This is a genomic window from Salinimicrobium gaetbulicola (assembly GCF_042676025.1).
In the GTDB taxonomy this organism is placed as follows: Bacteria; Bacteroidota; Bacteroidia; order Flavobacteriales; family Flavobacteriaceae; genus Salinimicrobium; species Salinimicrobium gaetbulicola.
Genome location: NZ_JBHTJP010000035.1, coordinates 336,186 through 354,032 on the forward strand (window position 1 = coordinate 336,186; position 17,847 = coordinate 354,032).

Sequence of the window (17,847 nt, forward strand, 5' to 3'; positions counted from 1 at the left end):
GAGTCGAGGGGAGCCCAGGTGGGACCACAGAATAAAACCCTAACATTCTTAATCACTGAATGTTAGGGTTTTTTGTTTTATTTATTTGTACGATTGATGTACGGGTGGTTGGTGTAATAGTTCTGATAATTTCGTTTTTCTACTGTAGTTTGGTGTGACCCCTTTATTCCATTTCACTGGAATAATAATTTTCCTTATTCCATTGCATTGCTAATCCAATGGAATAACATATTTTTGAATAAAAGTTTTAAATATGAATTATGGAAAATCATAAGCTTGATTTTTTACCGCCTAATATTGACTATACTCCTTTAATAAAAGATATTAGTGAAGCAAACAGAATATTAGGCTCTCTAAACGGACTCTTGGCGAATATTCCCAATCAAAGTCTTTTGATCTCTCCCCTGCTCACTAAAGAAGCGGTAGCGAGTTCAAAAATTGAAGGAACCCAGGCCACCATTGAGGAAGTTTTTAAATATGAAGCTGAAGGGAAAAGTTCTGAAATAGGAACAAAAGAGCAGGATATTAGAGAAATTATTAATTATAGAAAGGCTATCCATGCTGCCATAGAATTACTGGAAAAAAAGGCCCTGGGGGAAAACTTCGTCAAAAGATTACATGCAATCCTGTTGGATTCCGTAAGAGGTTCGAATAAAGATAAAGGGAATTTCAGAAAGATACCTGTCTTCATTGGTAAACCAGGGGCAGCTATTGAAAATGCCATATTCATTCCCCCAGATGTATCAGAGTTGAGTGAATTAATCTCTAATTGGGAGAAATTTGTAAATTCACCTGATGAACCTGATGTCTTGGTGCAGACAGCAATTGCTCACTACCAATTTGAGGCTATTCACCCGTTTATGGATGGGAATGGTAGAATTGGTAGGCTATTGATTCCTATTATGCTGTATGAAAAAGGTATTCTTTCTTACCCTCTACTTTATGTTAGTGAATTCTTTGAGAGAAATCGGGATGACTATTACTCTTTTTTAAGGATGGTAGATAAGGAAAATAACTGGGAATCATGGATAATATATTTTCTAAAATCCATTAAAGAGCAAGCTTTAGATACTCAAAGTAAAGTATTAAACATGTTAGAGCTATATAAGTCAATAAAGGAAAAACTATCTGATTTTAACTCTCAATATGCTATACACCTTCTGGATATTATTTTTGAAAACCCTGTAACCTCCTTCAAGAATATTAAGACCAGAATTAACACTAATAGTTATCAAACAATCTACAATTTGCTTGATAAATTTCAGGAGGAAAAGATCCTTGTAGAAGTAACCGGAGGAAAGCGAAACAAAATTTATGTTTTTGACGAATTGATGAAGATTATCAGATGACCTTCTTAATTTCTTCATTTTCGTTTCGGCTTACTTTTCCTTATTCCACTCTAATGGAATAAGGAAATTCTTATTCCATTTAAAACTTGTTAACTGGATTATGTTGATAAAAAAATAGAAATTCCTTTTATATTTGTTAAATTTTTATTAAAAATAATTTAATGAATTAACATTTTTCATTTTTTTTAAATTTTTATATAGAATATAAATCGTTCAAAATCAACTAATTAAACTCTTATTCCACTCTATTGGAACAAAGAAAATCTTATTCCACTAAATGAGCGAAAAGTGGATTAGGTGGATGTGTGATCAGAAAGATTAAATTTAATATATTGATTAAACTGCTGCACTTAATGCATTTCCTTCATTATCCCTGGCTGGAGGAATAAATTATCTGCCAAATCAGAACCAGACTCTAAAAGAGATTCTTCTAGGATATTGCTAACCTGTAGCATTAATCCGTTTTTCATTAATTCTTCAGCTCTACTTTTCCAATCTTCATATTCCCCTTTATCTGGATACAGAACTGTTTTTCTCGTCCAGCCTTCTGTAAAGAGGTAAAGTCTTCCTATTAAGATCTATCATTTTAATTTTTAAAAATGGTTGTTCTCTGGGATCTTTCACTTCAAATTCCTTCAGAATTGCATTTAAACGCTTGAATTGATCTGTAACTCTGTAGTGGTGTAAAAGTCTGTGTAAAGCTCAGAAACAGGCTGAGAGCTATTCCAAGCCTGACATTTAAACTTATCATTTGTTGGATAGAACTTCACAGCTTAGGTTGCTTACCCCTCTTCTTTCCATACCTTTTGTTCTTCTTTTGAAAGGAACGTCCAGGCTACAATTCGGCTGCTTTTATTGCCGGTTCCCATAGCAATGGTTTTTAGCTGAGTGGGTTTTACTTTTTCTAATAATTTATAAATACCCTTAAGGTTAGATTGCTTTGATACCAAGGTTGAAAACCAGAAACAGCTTTTAGCAAATTCTTCACTTTCGCGAATCATGTTTTTGATGAATTGATATTCTCCACCGTCGTAAATAAGTTCATTTTCAGCTCCTGAAAAATTTAGTTTAGCTTCATTTACTTTTTTCCCTAAAAGGTTCCTTGTTTTACGTCGACTACCTCTTTGAGCCTCTTCAATGGAGGCATGAAAGGGAGGGTTGCAAATGGTGAAATCAATTTTATCTTTTTTATCGATTATGCCTTTAAAAATTGCAGACGGATCTTTTTGCAATCTACAATCAACTTTGTCTTTTAAAGATGGATTTGAATTAATAATTTTCTCAGCTGAGGCAATTGATTTGGGATCAATGTCAGAAGCTATAAAATTCCAATCGTATTCTGTAACGCCAATAATAGGGTAGATGCAAGTCGCTCCAACTCCCACATCAAGACCAAAAATTTGACTCCCTTTTTCTATTTTACCCGCATTGTTTTCACTCAGCAAGTCGGCCATATAGTGAAGGTAATCAGCTCTACCCGGGATGGGTGGGCATAAATTCTCATCCGGGAAATCCCAATTGTTTATGCCATAATAATGCTTTAGTAGCCCTTGATTTAGAAGTTTTACGGCAATTGGGCTTGAAAAATCCACTGAATCACCTCCATATTTATTGGGCTTAATATGGTTTTTTAAACCTGGAATAGCATCGACCAAAGCTTTCAAGTCATAAGGTTCCCGGTTTCTATTCCGATTATGAAGTTTTGTTTTGAGTGGTTGATTTTTTGATGGCATAGGATGCTGAGGTTTTTTAGATATACATTAGATAACGCTCCATTTGCAAAAGTTTAGTTTCAAGCGTGGATTTTTGTACGGTCTTTATAAACTTCTCGGTTTATTACTTTACTTCTCTTGTTATAGACTTCATAATATCAGAAGGGGGTGGCAAAAGAACCACATTTTTGGCCAGGCTTTACTGCAAGGGACTGGAATGCATGTATGGCGTAAATAAACAAAAAATCCCGCTCAGTTCTGAGCGGGATTATATTTCATTTTGAAAAAAGGTTTATCTTTCTTCTTGTCACTTTTCTTATCTTCTGCTTTCTCCTTCATATTTTCATTTTTCTCGTCTTTTGCAATTCCTTTTGAGGCAGGGGAAATGGTAAGGGTGCTTAAAAAGCATTTTTCAAAGTACAACCTTTAGCCCTTTTAGGATGCTGTCAAATTCTTCCAGGATTTCCCTCTTTTTCCTTTCCAGTTCCTGTTCCCTCGCTGCCGGGTTGGCTAAAATATCTTTGAATCTTTCCATTTTTTCGGTCAGTTGTGAAGCACTGATATAATGGACGTTTGTAGTGTTCTTGTGGATAAGATCTGAAAGAGCTTCTTCATTCTTTACCGCCAAGAAGTCATTCCGGTATTCCTCAACGGCCTTTATGGATCCGGCAAGAAGTTTTTGAAGCAGCTCCCGGTTTCCTTCGGCGAATTCTTTGAAACGCGAAATATTGAAGGTCGGCTCACGGGGTTGTATTTTTTCTGCCGATTCGGCTGAGGCCGTAACTCCATTCTTTTTAAAGTCCTTTTCTGAAAAGTGGAGGAAATGCTGTATCTCCTGTTTTAATTCCGAAGGGTCAAAAGGTTTTGAAAGCGTACCGTTGAAGAGTTTTGAATGCCTTATTTTATTCTTGTTTTCGGCGGTAAAAGCCAAAATAGGAGTGCGTTGGTATCCATTCAACCTTCGAATGTGCAAGGAGGCCTCATAACCGTCGATTTTCGGCATGCGTAAATCCATCAGGATAAGATCGTATTTTTTTTGCCGGGCCATTTTGATAGCTTCTTCTCCGTTTTTAGCCTCATCTGGAATTATATTCCACCACCTGTTCAAATATTGAATGAGAATGTCCCGATTGATCTCGACATCTTCGGCCAGTAAGATCTGCTTGTTCTGAGTATTTGCTGTCTGCTCTTTTTTAACTTTTGGAAGCTTAGTTCCGGGTGCACAGAAAGAGGCTTTTTTTACAGGTAAATTGAATGTGAATACAGATCCTTTACCATGTTTACTTTCAACCTGAATGGTGCCTCCCATAATTTCAAGCAGGGATTTCGTGATGCTCAGGCCCAGGCCGGTGCCCCCGGAATCACTTTCGGAAGTATTTCTCTGCTGGGCGAATTTTTCAAATATATATTCCAGTTTATCATCAGGAATCCCTTTCCCTGAATCCTCAATTGAGAACTGAAGCCATAGGTTCTCATTCTCTTTCCGTACGAGATCAACAGCGATAGATACACCGCCTTTTCTGGTGAATTTGAGAGCGTTCCCTACAAGATTATGCAGGATTTGAGACAATTTAATTTGATCTGCACAAATTCTTTTAGGAACAGCATCATGAATGAACAGTTCAAGTTCCAGTTCTTTTTCTGCAGCCTGTAATTCATGCGAATTTTTAAGGTTGCGCATTAATTCGAAAAGGTCAAATTTCTTTTCTGAAACGGTCATTTTTCCCGCTTCAAGTTTGCTGAAATCCAGGATATCATTAATAAGTTGAAGTAAGTTATTGGCCGCGAAGTTCAGGGATTCAAGATTTGGTTTCTGCTCCTCGAGTGGATCCTTTTCTAACAACAGGTTGCTCAAACCTATCACGGCGTTTAACGGCGTGCGGATCTCATGGCTCATGGTAGAGAGAAAATCTTCCTTCGCCCTGGAAGCTGCCTCTGCCTCTTCTTTTGCCTTTCTCAGGGTTTCCTCAGCCCGGCGGCGTTCGGTGATATCCATATTTACCCCTGCGGCCCGGCTTGGCTTTCCGTTTGGCGCAAAGTAGATAGTGCCTTGTACTTCCATCCAGTGAATACTGCCGTCTTCCCATTTTGTTCGGACTTCAAAATGCAGTTGCCCTGTTTCCTTTGCTTCGGAAAAAGCGGCGTCATAAATTTTCAGATCCTCGGGCAGGATTTTTTTTCTGGCAACGCCATGATCCCATGTTGGTTGTAAGCTCTTATAGCCATAGATCTGGTCATGACGAAGATTTCGATGTATTACTCTGCCCGTTGTCAGGTCCATTTCCCAGGTTCCCAGTTTAGAAGCCTCTACCGCCAGTTCCAGGGCCGCTTCTGTTTTCACCTTCACGGTCACATCCACCACACTGTTAATGATATGCTTTATCTTTCCGGTTTCATCCAATACCGGGGTATTGGTCACATCCCAGTACTTTTCTTCAAAAGTTCCGTCAGGTCTTGGCACATCGTATTTTTGAACCGGCATTTGCTGGGGTTTTTTGGTCTCCAACACTTTGTTGAAAGAGGCCTTGAGGTCGCTTACTCCGGAAGCCGTAGCGTCCTCGGGATTATCAGGAAAAACTTCGAAAACATTCTTGCCTATGATGGCATCCCTGTCAGCCAGTGTTGCTTTTAAATAGGAATTACTCGCAAACACTATCCGAAAATCAGGTGTGAGTAACAACAAGGCATTAGGTAAGTGGGAAATTATATTCAGAAGATTGTCGCTGCTTATTCTTTTCATTGTTCAAATATCATCATCTCAATTAGCACTTGCCCGGGAAAAGGGCATTCCTATAAAGGTAATCAAAAGTTAGATACTAGGTAATAAGCTTCTGAAATGTCATTTTATAACATTAAAAAACCCGCCTTTTACAGCGGGTTTTTTGGAAATTATGAAGGATGAATTTACATTTTCACTTCTTCAAGCGGAATTTCTTCGCCCTTCTTGTTAACTAATTTCACTTCATCAAATCCCATGGTCTTGAATTGCTCAAACTGGGTAGCGGCATCCCCTACAACCAGGTAAGCCATTTTAGACTCGTCAAGATATTTATTAGCCAGTTCTTTGTGCTGCTCTAAGGTCATTGCACCAATCACCGCTTCTTCTTTCTCGATGTATTTTGGATCAAGGTCATAAGCGCTCATTTCCTGAAGCATTCCAAGTAAGGAATACTGAGTTTCAAACCTGCGGGCATTAGATTTGATCAAGGCGTTCTTGGTGAACTCAAGATCTTCTTCTGAAATTCCCTCCTTATACTTGGCGATCTCATCTCTGAAAATACCTACAGACTCGCCGGTCGTGTTGGTTCTTACGCTGGAAGAGGCCGTAAATGTTCCCGGGATCTTACTTCCGCTGAAACCTGAACGTGCTCCATAGGTATATCCTTTTTCCTCACGTAAAACCAGGTTCACGTTTCCGGAGAAAGATCCACCCAGTTTGTAGTTCATCACTTCCGCAGGGAAGAAATCCTCACTGGTTCTTGGCAACGCGATGTAACCAATGTTGATCACCGATTGCTTGGCGTTTGGAATATCCACGAAATAAAGTGAAGCTTTATCTCTCTCATTGGCGATATCAAATTCAGGGATATTTACCTCTTTAGCTTCCCAATTTGACTCAAGTCCGTCGACAGCTTTTAGTACTTGTGATTTTGAAACATCTCCTACCACATGCATACGGCTCACGTTTGGTGAGAAGTAGTTGTTGTAATAGGCTTTCAGGTCATCCATAGTGATAGCGGCAACGCTTTCTTCGGTTCCCAAAGTAGGATAGGCGAAAGGATGTCCTTCTCCGTATAACAGTTTGTTATAAACCTCTCTGGCGATCCTTTCAGGATTAGCCTGGTTTCTCTTAATGTTGTTGATGGTGCTGGTCTTGATACGTTCCAGTTCTTTCTCATCCCATCTTGGTTCAAGCAGCATTTCCTGTACCAGGTCCATGGTCTTTCCGAAGTTACGCTTCAGGGTATTGCCACGAACAACAATAGATTCATTGGAAGTGTACATGTTGATGTTCGCCCCTAAAAGATCAATAGCCTCTTCCAGCTCCGCCGGAGTTTTGTTGGCTGTTCCTTCCATCAGGATATCGGACATCAGGTTGGCAACCCCGTTCTTATTAAGGTCATCTAACAGGTGTCCTCCTTCAATAACTATACTGAAGGTCACTAACGGAATTTCGTTTTGCTCGATCCCGTAAACCTCCATCTCGTTGTCAAGCGTCACGGTCCATGATTCAGGCACGTTCAGTTTCGGAGTATCTCCCATTTCCGGTTGTACAGATCTGTCGAAAGCAGATGGGGTTTTCTGAATTTCTTCAGCTTCGGTCTCAGCTACTTCAGTTTCTACATTTTCGGTGATCTCTTCTTCAACCACTTCAGCTTTTTCAGAATTCTCGGTTATCAATTCCAATTGTCCCTTAGGAACAAAGCTGGTCATCACATAAGGCTTGTCTTTGATGTATTTTTCATACACGCGCATCACATCCTCTTTGGTAACCGCTTTGATATTATTGATGTCTTCCTGAATATAACCAGGATCTCCGGCGAAGACATCATACTGCGCCAGTTGGAATGATTTTCCAAGCACACTGCTGATGCCGTTGTAGAAATCGGTCTCCAGCCCCGCTTTGATACGTTCGATATCTTTTTCGGTTACTCCTTCCTTTTCAAAAAGGGCGAAAGCTTCGTTGATCCCGGCTTCCACGCTGTCCAGATCAACCCCCGCGTTGGCAGTTACCAGAATGCGGAATTTTCCGGCGATCTGATCGGCACTGTTAAATGCATACGGCTGAGATGTCACTTTTTTGTCTTCCACCAAAATTGTGTATAGTGGCGCTTCTTTTCCGTCGGAAAGGATCTCGCCTAAGAAGTCAAGTGCGTACGCGTCTTTACTGTATTGCTCAACGGCAGGCCATACCATATTCAATTGTGGCGCGTTGGCGAAGTTGTCTTCGTGGTAAAGTCGTTTGGTCTCATCTAGAGTAACGGTTTGAACCTCTAACGGTTCAACTTCCTGGCGTCTTTTGATCTCCCCGAAGTATTTTTCGATCATTTGTTTAGCTTCCGCTTTATCAAAGTCTCCTGCCAAAACAAGAGTGGCGTTATTAGGACCGTAATATTTGTCGTAGAATTCTTTTACGTCCTCTACTGTGGCGTTTTGAAGGTCTTCGAGTTCCCCGATAACCTGCCAGCTGTATGGGTGCCCGTCAGGGAACAGGTTCTTGTCGATCACCCAGCCGGTGTGCCCGTAAGGGTTATTGTCAACACGCTGACGCTTCTCGTTTTGAACTACTTCCTGCTGGTTAGCAAAAGCAGATTCGGTTACGGTGTTGATAAGGTAACCCATTCGGTCAGACTCCAGCCACATTACCATTTCAAGAGCGTTGTTAGGCACCACCTCATAATAGATGGTCCCGTCCTGCCAGGTTCCTCCGTTCAAAGTACCCCCGGCATCCTGGATCTTTTTGAAGAACTGGTCCTGTCCTACGTTTTCAGATTCCTGGAAAAGCATGTGCTCAAAAAGGTGAGCGAATCCGGTACGACCTTTTTTCTCACGGTTAGAACCCACACCATATTGGATGGCTACAGACACTATAGGATCTGAGCTGTCCTGGTGCAGCACCACGTTGAGGCCGTTTTCCAGTTCATATTTTTCATAATCGATGGATAATCCATCCTGATCTGTTTGATTCTCCTGTCCCGTGAGGCTATCGCACGACACGAAGGCGAACATCACCAATGGCATGAAGAGCACCATCGGGTTGAATTTTTTAAATTTCATAAAAAAGAATTGTTAAAAGAATTGCTTAATGGGTTGAATATAATATAAATATGTAGCTCTTATTGGTGATTTGTTACAAAAAACTTCAAATTCTATGCATTTTACGGTAACCCGTAAAAAAAGCCATTAAAAAAGCCGGAAGAGATTTCCCGGCTTTTCAATTATTGTTCTCCTGAATTAATAATCCTCAATAAGGGTATTCCATTCCATGGTCTTTAAGGTACCCATTAGAACCGGATCGATCTTCTTTAATAATTTTGACCCTTTTGGGAAAGTGTAACTATAGTAATCTTTTTTCAGGGTCTTTGGCAGGATCTCCAGCTCCTCCTGTAATTCTTTTTGCTCTATTATATGGGCGATTATAGGCTGGTCATACACGAATAGGTTTGTTTCCTCATTTATGAGGAGGTCCAGTCCCTGCTCGGCATTGATCACATTTTTTGATTTAATGTCATATTGCTGTAGCAATTCATGGGCACTGGAGCTTTCTACCGAAGCTACTTCAAAACGGTCCAGGTCTTTTATGGAGTTGATCTCATCGTGAATGTTTTGGACCGTAAGTGACGAAGCAATACCGGCCGTTAAACTGGAGATCATGATGATGGCCAGGAACATCCAAATGAGTCCAACAAATCTTCCACCGAATGTCCGCGGGGATTTATCTCCATATCCCACGGTGGTCATGGTCACGGCACTCCACCAGAAGCCTTGAAAAATACCTTTCGGGCCACCTTCAAATTCATCGGGGTTGGCTTTTCTTTCAAATATCCACACTAAAAATCCGAAAATGAAAATGACTCCTACAAGGATCAAAATCGCCGAAATAAAATTCCAGCTAATTAGATTCGACAGGTAAGTCCAGATCTTGGATCCGCTTCGGCGGGCTACCGCGGTGTGGGAAATGAAATATGGCTGGGAAAAATCCATGCGCTCCATCCTTAGATCTGTTACTGTTATAGGATTGATACTAAGGTCCACTTCTTTCTTTTCAACTCCTTTTAATAAGGAGTTTAGATCAGGATAATATTTAAATTCATATTCGACTCCCAGCTTTTCATTCACAAGGTTCCATGATGAAATGCTGAGACCGTCAAAATTGCCATTTTTTCGCATTACAAAAGGTGGTGCCTCTGTCACTCCTATGACCAGTTTTTTAGCACTTGCCTTCGTGGTGTCCTGTGCCGGGGAATTTAAACTGAAAAATGCGACGATAAGGAGAAGGAATACCTGCTTCATGAATTGAATTTTAAAGTTTAGGACCAAACCTACGAAATGTCAGAAAAAGATCTGGTATGGGGAGGGGAAAGCGATTTTTTCTGCCTTCCTTTATTTATAAGGGTATTTATATGAGAAGAGAATTTTTTATTTTATATTTTTGAATATTACAAAGTAATGAGTTAATATAAAGGTGATTCGGAAAATTCTCCCTATCCTTATGACCTGATTAGGCGGATATTAGTATGACGAAAAAAATACTTTACATTTTTCTTGCAGTATCACTAAGTATGGGAGTTTATGGTTTTCCTGTCCAGGAACCGCCCCAACCGGGGACTAAATCACATAATGGTGCTGCTGGGCCTAATCCTTGTGGCCGTCCCGATCGTGGACAGGGAGTTCCTCCTCCTGTAGGTCTTTGTTTGCCTATCAATGATTACTTATTGCCTCTTTTGATCATGGGAATTGTTCTTGGTGCCTGGAAAGTGAGGCCTTTGGCTAAAAAGGAAAGCTGATTTAACGAAGGGCGTTTCTCACAAGAATATCGATGAAATACACAATATAATCGTTAAAATGCACTTTTAACTTTTTTAACTCAAAAATTCACCATACTTTTCCGACGTTATGGTGAAGCTGAAAAATGTACTATTTGGGGTCTTTTTACTACTTAGTAGTGAGGCGTTCTGTGCAGACCCGCCTGCTCCTGCTATGATGAGTTCTGGTCCCCCTCCTCCTGTGGGGCTTCCACTTCCTATAGATGATTATCTTCCAATCCTTATAATTGCCGGAATTCTTTTAGGGAGTTTTTACTTTCAGAGATCGAGAAAGCTTAGCTGATATTTAACTCGGTAAGACGCTTGACGTATTTTCCTACAACATCAAACTCAAGATTAACAATGGTTCCCTTTTGAATGATCTTGAAATTTGTGTTCTCAAATGTGTAAGGGATGATCGCTACACTAAACTCATTTCGTTTTGAGTTCACCACCGTCAAACTTACCCCGTTGATGGTGATAGATCCTTTTTCAATGGTGATGTTCTGAAGCATTGGATCATATTCAAATGTAAATTCCCAGCTTCCATTATTTTCTATCACGTTGTTGCACACAGCAGTCTGATCCACATGCCCCTGTACGATATGACCGTCCAGTCTAGCACCCAATTTCATGCCTCGCTCCAGGTTAATCAGGTCGCCTACTTGCAGTTGCCCTAAATTTGTCTTTGAAAGTGTTTCTTGGATTGCGGTAACCGTATAGGTATTATCCTCAATATTTACTACCGTAAGACAAACTCCGTTATGGGCTACACTTTGATCTATTTTCAGCTCGGGGGCCAATTTTGCCTCTACGGTAATATTAAGGTTATCACCTGTTCTTTCCAGTCCTTTAATTTCCCCCAGTTCTTCTACGATGCCTGTAAACATTTTACTTTATATTGGTTACCTTTGTGGGTCTAAAATTAAAATAAAAACGGGGAACGCTTATGAAGTCAGCCGAAAAAATAAAAGTAGGAATCAGTATTGGAGATCTTAACGGGATTGGGAGCGAGATTGTGTTGAAGACCTTTGAGGATTCAAGGATGCTCGATTTCTGTACCCCGGTGATCTTTGCCTCGGCTAAGACGGTGTCTTTCCTTAAGAAGAAATACAATATTGATATGTTCATCCAGGGGGTGGAAGAAGCTTCTCAGGCTATTGACGCAAAAGTAAATGTGGTGAATATCTGGAAAGAGAATGTTTCCATTAATTTTGGGGAAGAAGATAAAAAAGTAGGGGAATACGCTTTTAAATCCCTGCAGGCCGCTACCCAGGCCTTGAAAAATGGGGAGATAGATGTATTGGTTACCGCACCTATTAATAAACATACCATACAAAGTGAGGATTTCAAGTTTCCGGGTCATACAGATTACCTGGCACAGGAACTTAATGGGGAAAGCCTCATGTTCATGATCACCGACACCCTCAAAGTGGGATTACTTACAGATCACGTCGCGGTGAAAGATGTTGCGCAAAACATCACTCCGGAACTTATCGAGAAAAAGGTCAATATCATTTACAAGACTTTAAAACAGGATTTCAGAGTGCAGGAGCCAAAAATTGCCGTTTTGGGAATCAATCCTCATAGTGGTGACAATGGCGTAATTGGAAAGGAAGATGAGGAGGTGATGAAGCCTACTTTAGAGAAAATGAGAAACTCCGGAAAACTGGTTTTTGGGCCATATTCTGCAGACAGCTTTTTTGGCAGCGGGAATTATAAGAACTTTGACGCTATTGTTGCGGCATACCATGACCAGGGACTTATTCCCTTCAAGACCCTTTCTTTTGGAAGCGGAGTGAACTTTACCGCAGGACTTGATAAGGTAAGAACGTCTCCAGATCATGGAACGGCTTATGAGATCGCGGGCAAGAACGAGGCAGACCATCACTCTTTCAAAGAAGCTGTTTTTAAGGCAATTGACATTTTTAGAAACCGTGAGGAATATATGGAACTAACCAGTAACGTGCTTAAAAAGCAAAGCAAAAAGATATAAACAAAAATTTGTTTATAAAGAAGTTACAATTCATTAATTTTTATATCTTTGCACCCGCCTTATCCTGAGGGGTAAGCACTCGAAACTGATGATGAAATGAGGAAACTAAAGGAGTTTACGATCCCATTCGTGGGGTTAAAACTAGGACAGCACCGGTTTGAGTTCAGTATTGATAATAGGTTCTTTGAACATTTTGAATATGATGAATTTAATAGTGCCGATATCAAGGTAGACCTTCTTTTAGAGAAGAAAACTACTATGATGGAGCTCACTTTTAAAGCATCGGGAACGGTAAACATTCAGTGTGATCTTACAGATGAACCTTATGACCAGCCAATTCAAAGCGAATTGTTTCTGGTTGTAAAGTTCGGAGAAGAATACAACGATGATAATGAGGAGTTGCTTATTCTTCCGCATGGAGAATATGAAGTAAATGTGCAACAGTATATTTACGAACTTATTGTTTTATCTGTACCCTCAAAAAGAGTTCACCCGGGGGTTGAAGATGGAACCCTTCGGTCCGAAGTCCTAGAAAAGCTGGAAGAATTAAGTCCGGGAGAGAAAGAAGTAAAAGAAGAAGAGGATATTGATCCTCGTTGGAACAAATTGAAAAATTTATTAAACGATAAATAATACGCAGCCATGGCACATCCTAAGAGAAAGATCTCAAAAACGAGAAGAGATAAAAGAAGAACGCATTATAAAGCTTCTGTTCCGCAAATAGCGACAGATCCTACTACAGGAGAAGCTCATTTGTACCACAGAGCTCACTGGCACGAAGGTAAATTATACTACCGCGGGCAGGTATTAATTGACAACACAGAAGAAGTAGAAGCTTAGTAATTAAGAGCTTTGAAAATTATACAAAACTCTCACATTGTGAGAGTTTTTTGTTTTAAGTTGATAAAGTGCTAAAAACACCTTAATTTGCACCGCTGTAAAATGAAGTTTTGGCATATTCTGATTTTCAGGTGATGTTAAGCTTTTGATTACCAAGGGCATAAAATCCTTTTTTATGAATAAAAGAACAGCAGCAATTACAGCTGTAGGCGCATATGTACCTGAGTTTGTATTATCCAATAAGGTCCTTGAGACCATGGTGGATACTAATGATGAATGGATCACCTCGAGAACGGGGATCAAAGAGCGCAGAATCCTTAAAGACCCTAATAAAGGAACTTCTTTTCTTGCAATAAAAGCAGCTGAAGACCTTATTGAAAAAGCCAATATTGATCCGGCCGAAATTGACCTGGTGATCATGGCTACTGCTACGCCCGATCTTCCCGTGGCGGCAACTGGTGTTTATGTGGCTACCCAAATTGGGGCCGTAAATGCCTTTTCTTATGACCTGCAGGCGGCTTGTTCCAGTTTTCTATACGGAATGTCAACAGCTGCCGCTTACATAGAATCTGGGAGATACAAAAAAGTACTTTTAATAGGAGCCGATAAGATGTCTTCTATTATTGATTATACAGACAGGACTACCTGTATCATTTTTGGAGACGGTGCCGGCGCTGTTCTCTTTGAACCTAATGAAGAAGGTTTAGGATTACAGGATGAGATCCTTAAAAGTGATGGAGCCGGAAGAGAATTCCTGAAGATCACGGCCGGTGGTTCTATACTTCCTGCTACCGCTCAAACCGTTGCTGATAAACAACATTTTGTTCACCAGGACGGAAAAACAGTTTTCAAATTTGCAGTTTCAAATATGGCCGATGTGAGTGCCAAAATAATGGAACGCAATGATCTTACTAATGAAGACGTAGATTGGTTGGTACCACATCAGGCCAACAGACGTATTATCGATGCTACTTCCAATCGTATGGGCCTTGAAGAATCCAAGGTACTTATGAACATTCAACGCTATGGAAATACCACTTCGGCCACTTTGCCGTTATTATTAAGTGATTTTGAAAAGCAGTTGAAAAAAGGAGATAATCTTATTTTTGCTTCATTTGGAGGAGGGTTCACCTGGGGCTCTGTCTATCTGAAATGGGCATATAATTCTTAAAAAAAACACACCCAACACTTAACATTATGGATTTAAAAGAAATTCAAAATCTAATTAAATTCGTGGCCAAGTCCGGCGCCAGTGAAGTAAAACTGGAAATGGACGATGTGAAGATCACTATTAAAACAGGATCTGAAGACAAAGAGACCACGATCGTTCAGCAGGTTCCTATGGGAGGAATGCATGCGCAGCCGCAAATGCCGCAGCAGTCACAGCAGCAACAGGCTCCCGCAGCTCAGCCTGAAACTCCTTCTGCAGGAGAAGACAAATCTGCTGATGACAATTCGAAATACATCACTGTGAAGTCTCCAATTATTGGAACTTTCTATAGAAAACCTTCCCCGGATAAAGATGCGTTCGTAGAAGTGGGAGATTCTATAAAGACCGGAGATGTACTTTGTGTGATCGAAGCAATGAAACTTTTCAACGAGATTGAAAGTGAAGTTTCAGGAAAGATCGTAAAAGTATTGGCTGATGACTCTTCTCCTGTAGAGTTTGACCAGCCGTTATTCTTAGTAGATCCATCTTAATCTAATAATACCCAACAACAGCTGTAAGAAGTTTTACCCTACAGCCAAAACTATACAGGTATGTTCAAAAAAATACTAATTGCCAACAGGGGTGAGATCGCCTTGCGCGTTATTCGCACCTGTAAGGAAATGGGCATAAAGACCGTGGCGGTATACTCTACTGCCGATGCCGAGAGTTTACACGTTCGGTTCGCCGATGAAGCCGTGTGTATTGGCCCTGCTCCCAGCAACCTTTCGTATCTTAAGATCTCCAATATAATCGCCGCAGCAGAGATCACCAATGCAGACGCGATCCACCCGGGTTACGGATTCCTGGCAGAAAATGCCAAGTTCTCCAAGATCTGTGCTGAGCATGACATCAAGTTTATTGGTGCCAGCCCAGATATGATCGATAAAATGGGAGATAAGGCAACCGCTAAGGCAACCATGAAAGCTGCCGGTGTACCTTGTGTTCCCGGGTCTGAAGGAATTCTTGAATCATATGAACAGGCAGAGAAGATCGCTGTCGATATGGGATTCCCGGTAATGTTGAAAGCAACTGCCGGTGGTGGTGGAAAAGGAATGCGTGCCGTTTGGAAGAAAGAGAACCTTCGTGCCGCATGGGATTCTGCCCGCCAGGAAGCCGCTGCTGCCTTTGGTAACGACGGGATGTACATGGAGAAACTTATTGAAGAGCCGCGCCATATCGAGATCCAGGTAGTTGGGGACAGCTCAGGAAAGGCATGTCACCTTTCAGAAAGAGATTGCTCTGTTCAACGTCGTCACCAGAAACTTACAGAAGAAACACCATCTCCATTCATGACCGATAAGCTTCGGAAAGAAATGGGAGACGCGGCCGTGAAAGCAGCCGAATATATCAAATATGAAGGAGCGGGAACCGTGGAATTCCTTGTTGACAAGCACAGGAACTTCTACTTCATGGAAATGAACACTCGTATCCAGGTAGAGCACCCAATCACCGAACAGGTAATTGATTATGACCTCATCAGGGAACAAATTTTAGTCGCTGCAGGAATTCCAATTTCAGGAAAGAACTATTTCCCGCAGTTGCATTCCATAGAGTGTCGCATCAACGCAGAAGATCCTTACAATGACTTCAGGCCGTCACCGGGAAGGATCACCAACCTTCACGCGCCGGGAGGTCATGGAGTAAGAATTGACACCCATGTTTACAGCGGTTATGTAATTCCGCCAAACTATGACTCGATGATCGCCAAATTGATCACCACTGCGCAAACCCGTGAAGAGGCCATCAGTAAAATGAAGCGCGCCCTTGACGAGTTCGTGATCGAAGGTGTGAAGACCACTATTCCTTTCCACAGACAATTGATGGATGAGCCCGATTATGTAAGCGGGAACTATACCACCAAATTCATGGAAGACTTCAAGATGAAACCCATCGAAGAGAATTAATACAGGAGCCCCTTTTAAAAGGGGCTTTTTTTATGTCTTTTTTTTTGGGCGTTGCCCTACTTCGGCTGCGCCTTTAGTAGTGCCGGGCTATTCGTTTCTAGTTTTTAAAAGCGGCTGCTTTTAAAAAGCTATCCCCTGCTATCCCTAACGCATAAATTCCTAATTTAGGGCGGTAAGAAAACTAACTTATATATATGAATTTTTCCTTCTGGGAGCAGGACACCTGGTTTAATAATATAGATTTTACGATCATAGGAAGTGGAATCACAGGACTTAACTGTGCCTGGAGATTGAAACAACGCTTTCCGGCTGCGAAGGTTCTTGTGTTGGAACGCGGATTGTTGCCCAATGGAGCCAGCACTAAAAATGCTGGATTTGCCTGCTTCGGAAGCCTAAGCGAGATCCTGGATGACCTGAATTCCCATTCCGAAGAAGAAGTGGTGGAGCTGGTGGAAAAGCGTGTAAAAGGCCTGGAAATGCTTCGGAAGAATTTGGGAGATACCAACATTGGATTTCATAAGTTCGGGGGGTACGAACTCTTTACACACCAGGATAAAGAACTGTTTCTGGAATGCGTTTCAAAAATGGCTGCTGTGAACAGGCTTTTGAAGCCGGTTTTCAAAGAGGAGGTGTTCAGCCTGCAGCCAAATAAATTCGGATTTAAGCAAATTGGCCCGCAATTGATCTTCAATAAATTTGAGGGACAATTAGATACCGGGAAGATGATGAGCACCCTTTTGCATAAAGTACAAAGTTGCCGGGTGAAGATCCTGAACAATACGGAGGTCATCGGGTTTTCTGAAACTGGTACTTCCGTAGAAGTAAAGACAGAGAACTTTAGTTTTAAAACAAATAAACTGCTGATCGCGACCAACGGTTTCGCTTCGCAGTTGGGACTTTCAGAAGTAAATCCCGCCAGGGCCCAGGTTTTGATCACCAAACCTATTGAAAACCTTGAACTCAAGGGCACTTTTCACCTGGATAAAGGGTATTACTACTTCAGAAATGTGAATGACAGAATCCTTTTTGGCGGTGGCCGAAACCTTGATTTCAAGGCAGAGGAAACTACAGAACTTGAGTTGACAGAACTTATTCAGGACAAACTGGAAGAATTGCTTCAAGCTACCATCCTTCCGGGTAAAGACGTGAAGATAGAACACCGCTGGAGCGGGATCATGGGCGTGGGAGCTCAAAAGAAACCTGTTCTAAAACAGATTTCAGAAAATGTATTTTGCGGCGTTCGCCTGGGGGGAATGGGCGTTGCTATTGGAAGCCAGGTTGGTAGAGAACTGGCAGATCTTATTGATTGA

Annotated in this window: 15 protein-coding genes; 9 read left to right on the forward strand and 6 right to left on the reverse strand. The window is 41.1% G+C overall.

The window, feature by feature from the left end; all coding sequences use genetic code 11:
* Positions 1-260 precede the first annotated feature (260 nt).
* Complete coding sequence (locus ACFQ1G_RS10815; protein ID WP_380739436.1) at positions 261-1,349, forward strand: Fic family protein; 1,089 nt, start codon at positions 261-263, stop codon at positions 1,347-1,349.
* Positions 1,350-2,131: 782 nt separating this feature from the next.
* On the opposite strand, the gene rlmF is transcribed toward ACFQ1G_RS10815, so the two are convergent.
* The 5 genes from rlmF to ACFQ1G_RS10840 form a co-directional block, all read right to left on the reverse strand.
* Positions 2,132-3,082: a 23S rRNA (adenine(1618)-N(6))-methyltransferase RlmF gene (gene rlmF, locus ACFQ1G_RS10820; RefSeq protein ID WP_380739438.1), complete on the reverse strand. Its 951-nt coding sequence runs from the start codon at positions 3,080-3,082 to the stop codon at positions 2,132-2,134.
* 231 nt (positions 3,083-3,313) lie between these two features.
* A complete protein-coding gene (locus ACFQ1G_RS10825) occupies positions 3,314-3,484 on the reverse strand; it encodes a hypothetical protein (protein ID WP_380739440.1) in 171 nt (56 codons plus the stop codon).
* Positions 3,474-5,801, reverse strand: coding sequence for an ATP-binding protein (locus tag ACFQ1G_RS10830; protein WP_380739442.1), 2,328 nt, complete (start codon positions 5,799-5,801; stop codon positions 3,474-3,476). The genes ACFQ1G_RS10825 and ACFQ1G_RS10830 overlap by 11 nt, the downstream gene beginning before the upstream one ends.
* A gap of 164 nt (positions 5,802-5,965) precedes the next feature.
* Positions 5,966-8,839, reverse strand: a complete 2,874-nt coding sequence (locus ACFQ1G_RS10835) for a M16 family metallopeptidase (RefSeq protein ID WP_380739444.1) — start codon at positions 8,837-8,839, stop codon at positions 5,966-5,968.
* 177 nt (positions 8,840-9,016) lie between these two features.
* Positions 9,017-10,075, reverse strand: a complete 1,059-nt coding sequence (locus tag ACFQ1G_RS10840) for a transporter substrate-binding domain-containing protein (protein WP_380739445.1) — start codon at positions 10,073-10,075, stop codon at positions 9,017-9,019.
* Positions 10,076-10,299: 224 nt separating this feature from the next.
* Here ACFQ1G_RS10840 and ACFQ1G_RS10845 point away from each other — a divergent pair, with 224 nt between their 5' ends.
* Positions 10,300-10,569 (forward strand): hypothetical protein, encoded by a 270-nt coding sequence (locus ACFQ1G_RS10845; RefSeq protein WP_380739447.1) that lies wholly within the window; start codon positions 10,300-10,302, stop codon positions 10,567-10,569.
* Between the two features lie 314 nt (positions 10,570-10,883).
* Here the strand turns inward: ACFQ1G_RS10845 and ACFQ1G_RS10850 are convergent, their stop codons facing one another.
* A complete protein-coding gene (locus ACFQ1G_RS10850; protein ID WP_380739449.1) occupies positions 10,884-11,477 on the reverse strand; it encodes a riboflavin synthase in 594 nt (197 codons plus the stop codon).
* Positions 11,478-11,536: 59 nt separating this feature from the next.
* Between ACFQ1G_RS10850 and pdxA the strand changes: the two genes are divergently transcribed.
* The 7 genes from pdxA (at position 11,537) to ACFQ1G_RS10885 (ending at position 17,847) form a co-directional block, all read left to right on the forward strand.
* Positions 11,537-12,583 carry a 4-hydroxythreonine-4-phosphate dehydrogenase PdxA gene (gene pdxA / locus ACFQ1G_RS10855; protein ID WP_380739451.1) on the forward strand — a complete coding sequence of 349 codons (1,047 nt, stop codon included), beginning with the start codon at positions 11,537-11,539 and terminating at the stop codon, positions 12,581-12,583.
* A 96-nt stretch (positions 12,584-12,679) separates the two neighbouring features.
* Positions 12,680-13,216, forward strand: coding sequence for a YceD family protein (locus ACFQ1G_RS10860; protein ID WP_380739453.1), 537 nt, complete (start codon positions 12,680-12,682; stop codon positions 13,214-13,216).
* 9 nt (positions 13,217-13,225) lie between these two features.
* On the forward strand, positions 13,226-13,423 hold the full coding sequence (rpmF, locus tag ACFQ1G_RS10865; protein WP_029033380.1) for a 50S ribosomal protein L32: 198 nt from the start codon (positions 13,226-13,228) through the stop codon (positions 13,421-13,423).
* A 175-nt stretch (positions 13,424-13,598) separates the two neighbouring features.
* Entirely contained in the window at positions 13,599-14,594 is a 996-nt protein-coding gene (locus ACFQ1G_RS10870; protein WP_380739455.1) for a beta-ketoacyl-ACP synthase III, read from the forward strand.
* Between the two features lie 26 nt (positions 14,595-14,620).
* The gene (gene accB / locus ACFQ1G_RS10875) at positions 14,621-15,124 is read left to right on the forward strand and encodes an acetyl-CoA carboxylase biotin carboxyl carrier protein (RefSeq protein WP_380739457.1); all 504 of its coding nucleotides are present in this window, start codon (positions 14,621-14,623) and stop codon (positions 15,122-15,124) included.
* Positions 15,125-15,184: 60 nt separating this feature from the next.
* Positions 15,185-16,537 carry an acetyl-CoA carboxylase biotin carboxylase subunit gene (gene accC / locus ACFQ1G_RS10880; RefSeq protein ID WP_380739459.1) on the forward strand — a complete coding sequence of 451 codons (1,353 nt, stop codon included), beginning with the start codon at positions 15,185-15,187 and terminating at the stop codon, positions 16,535-16,537.
* Positions 16,538-16,731: 194 nt separating this feature from the next.
* Positions 16,732-17,847 (forward strand): NAD(P)/FAD-dependent oxidoreductase, encoded by a 1,116-nt coding sequence (locus ACFQ1G_RS10885; protein WP_380739461.1) that lies wholly within the window; start codon positions 16,732-16,734, stop codon positions 17,845-17,847.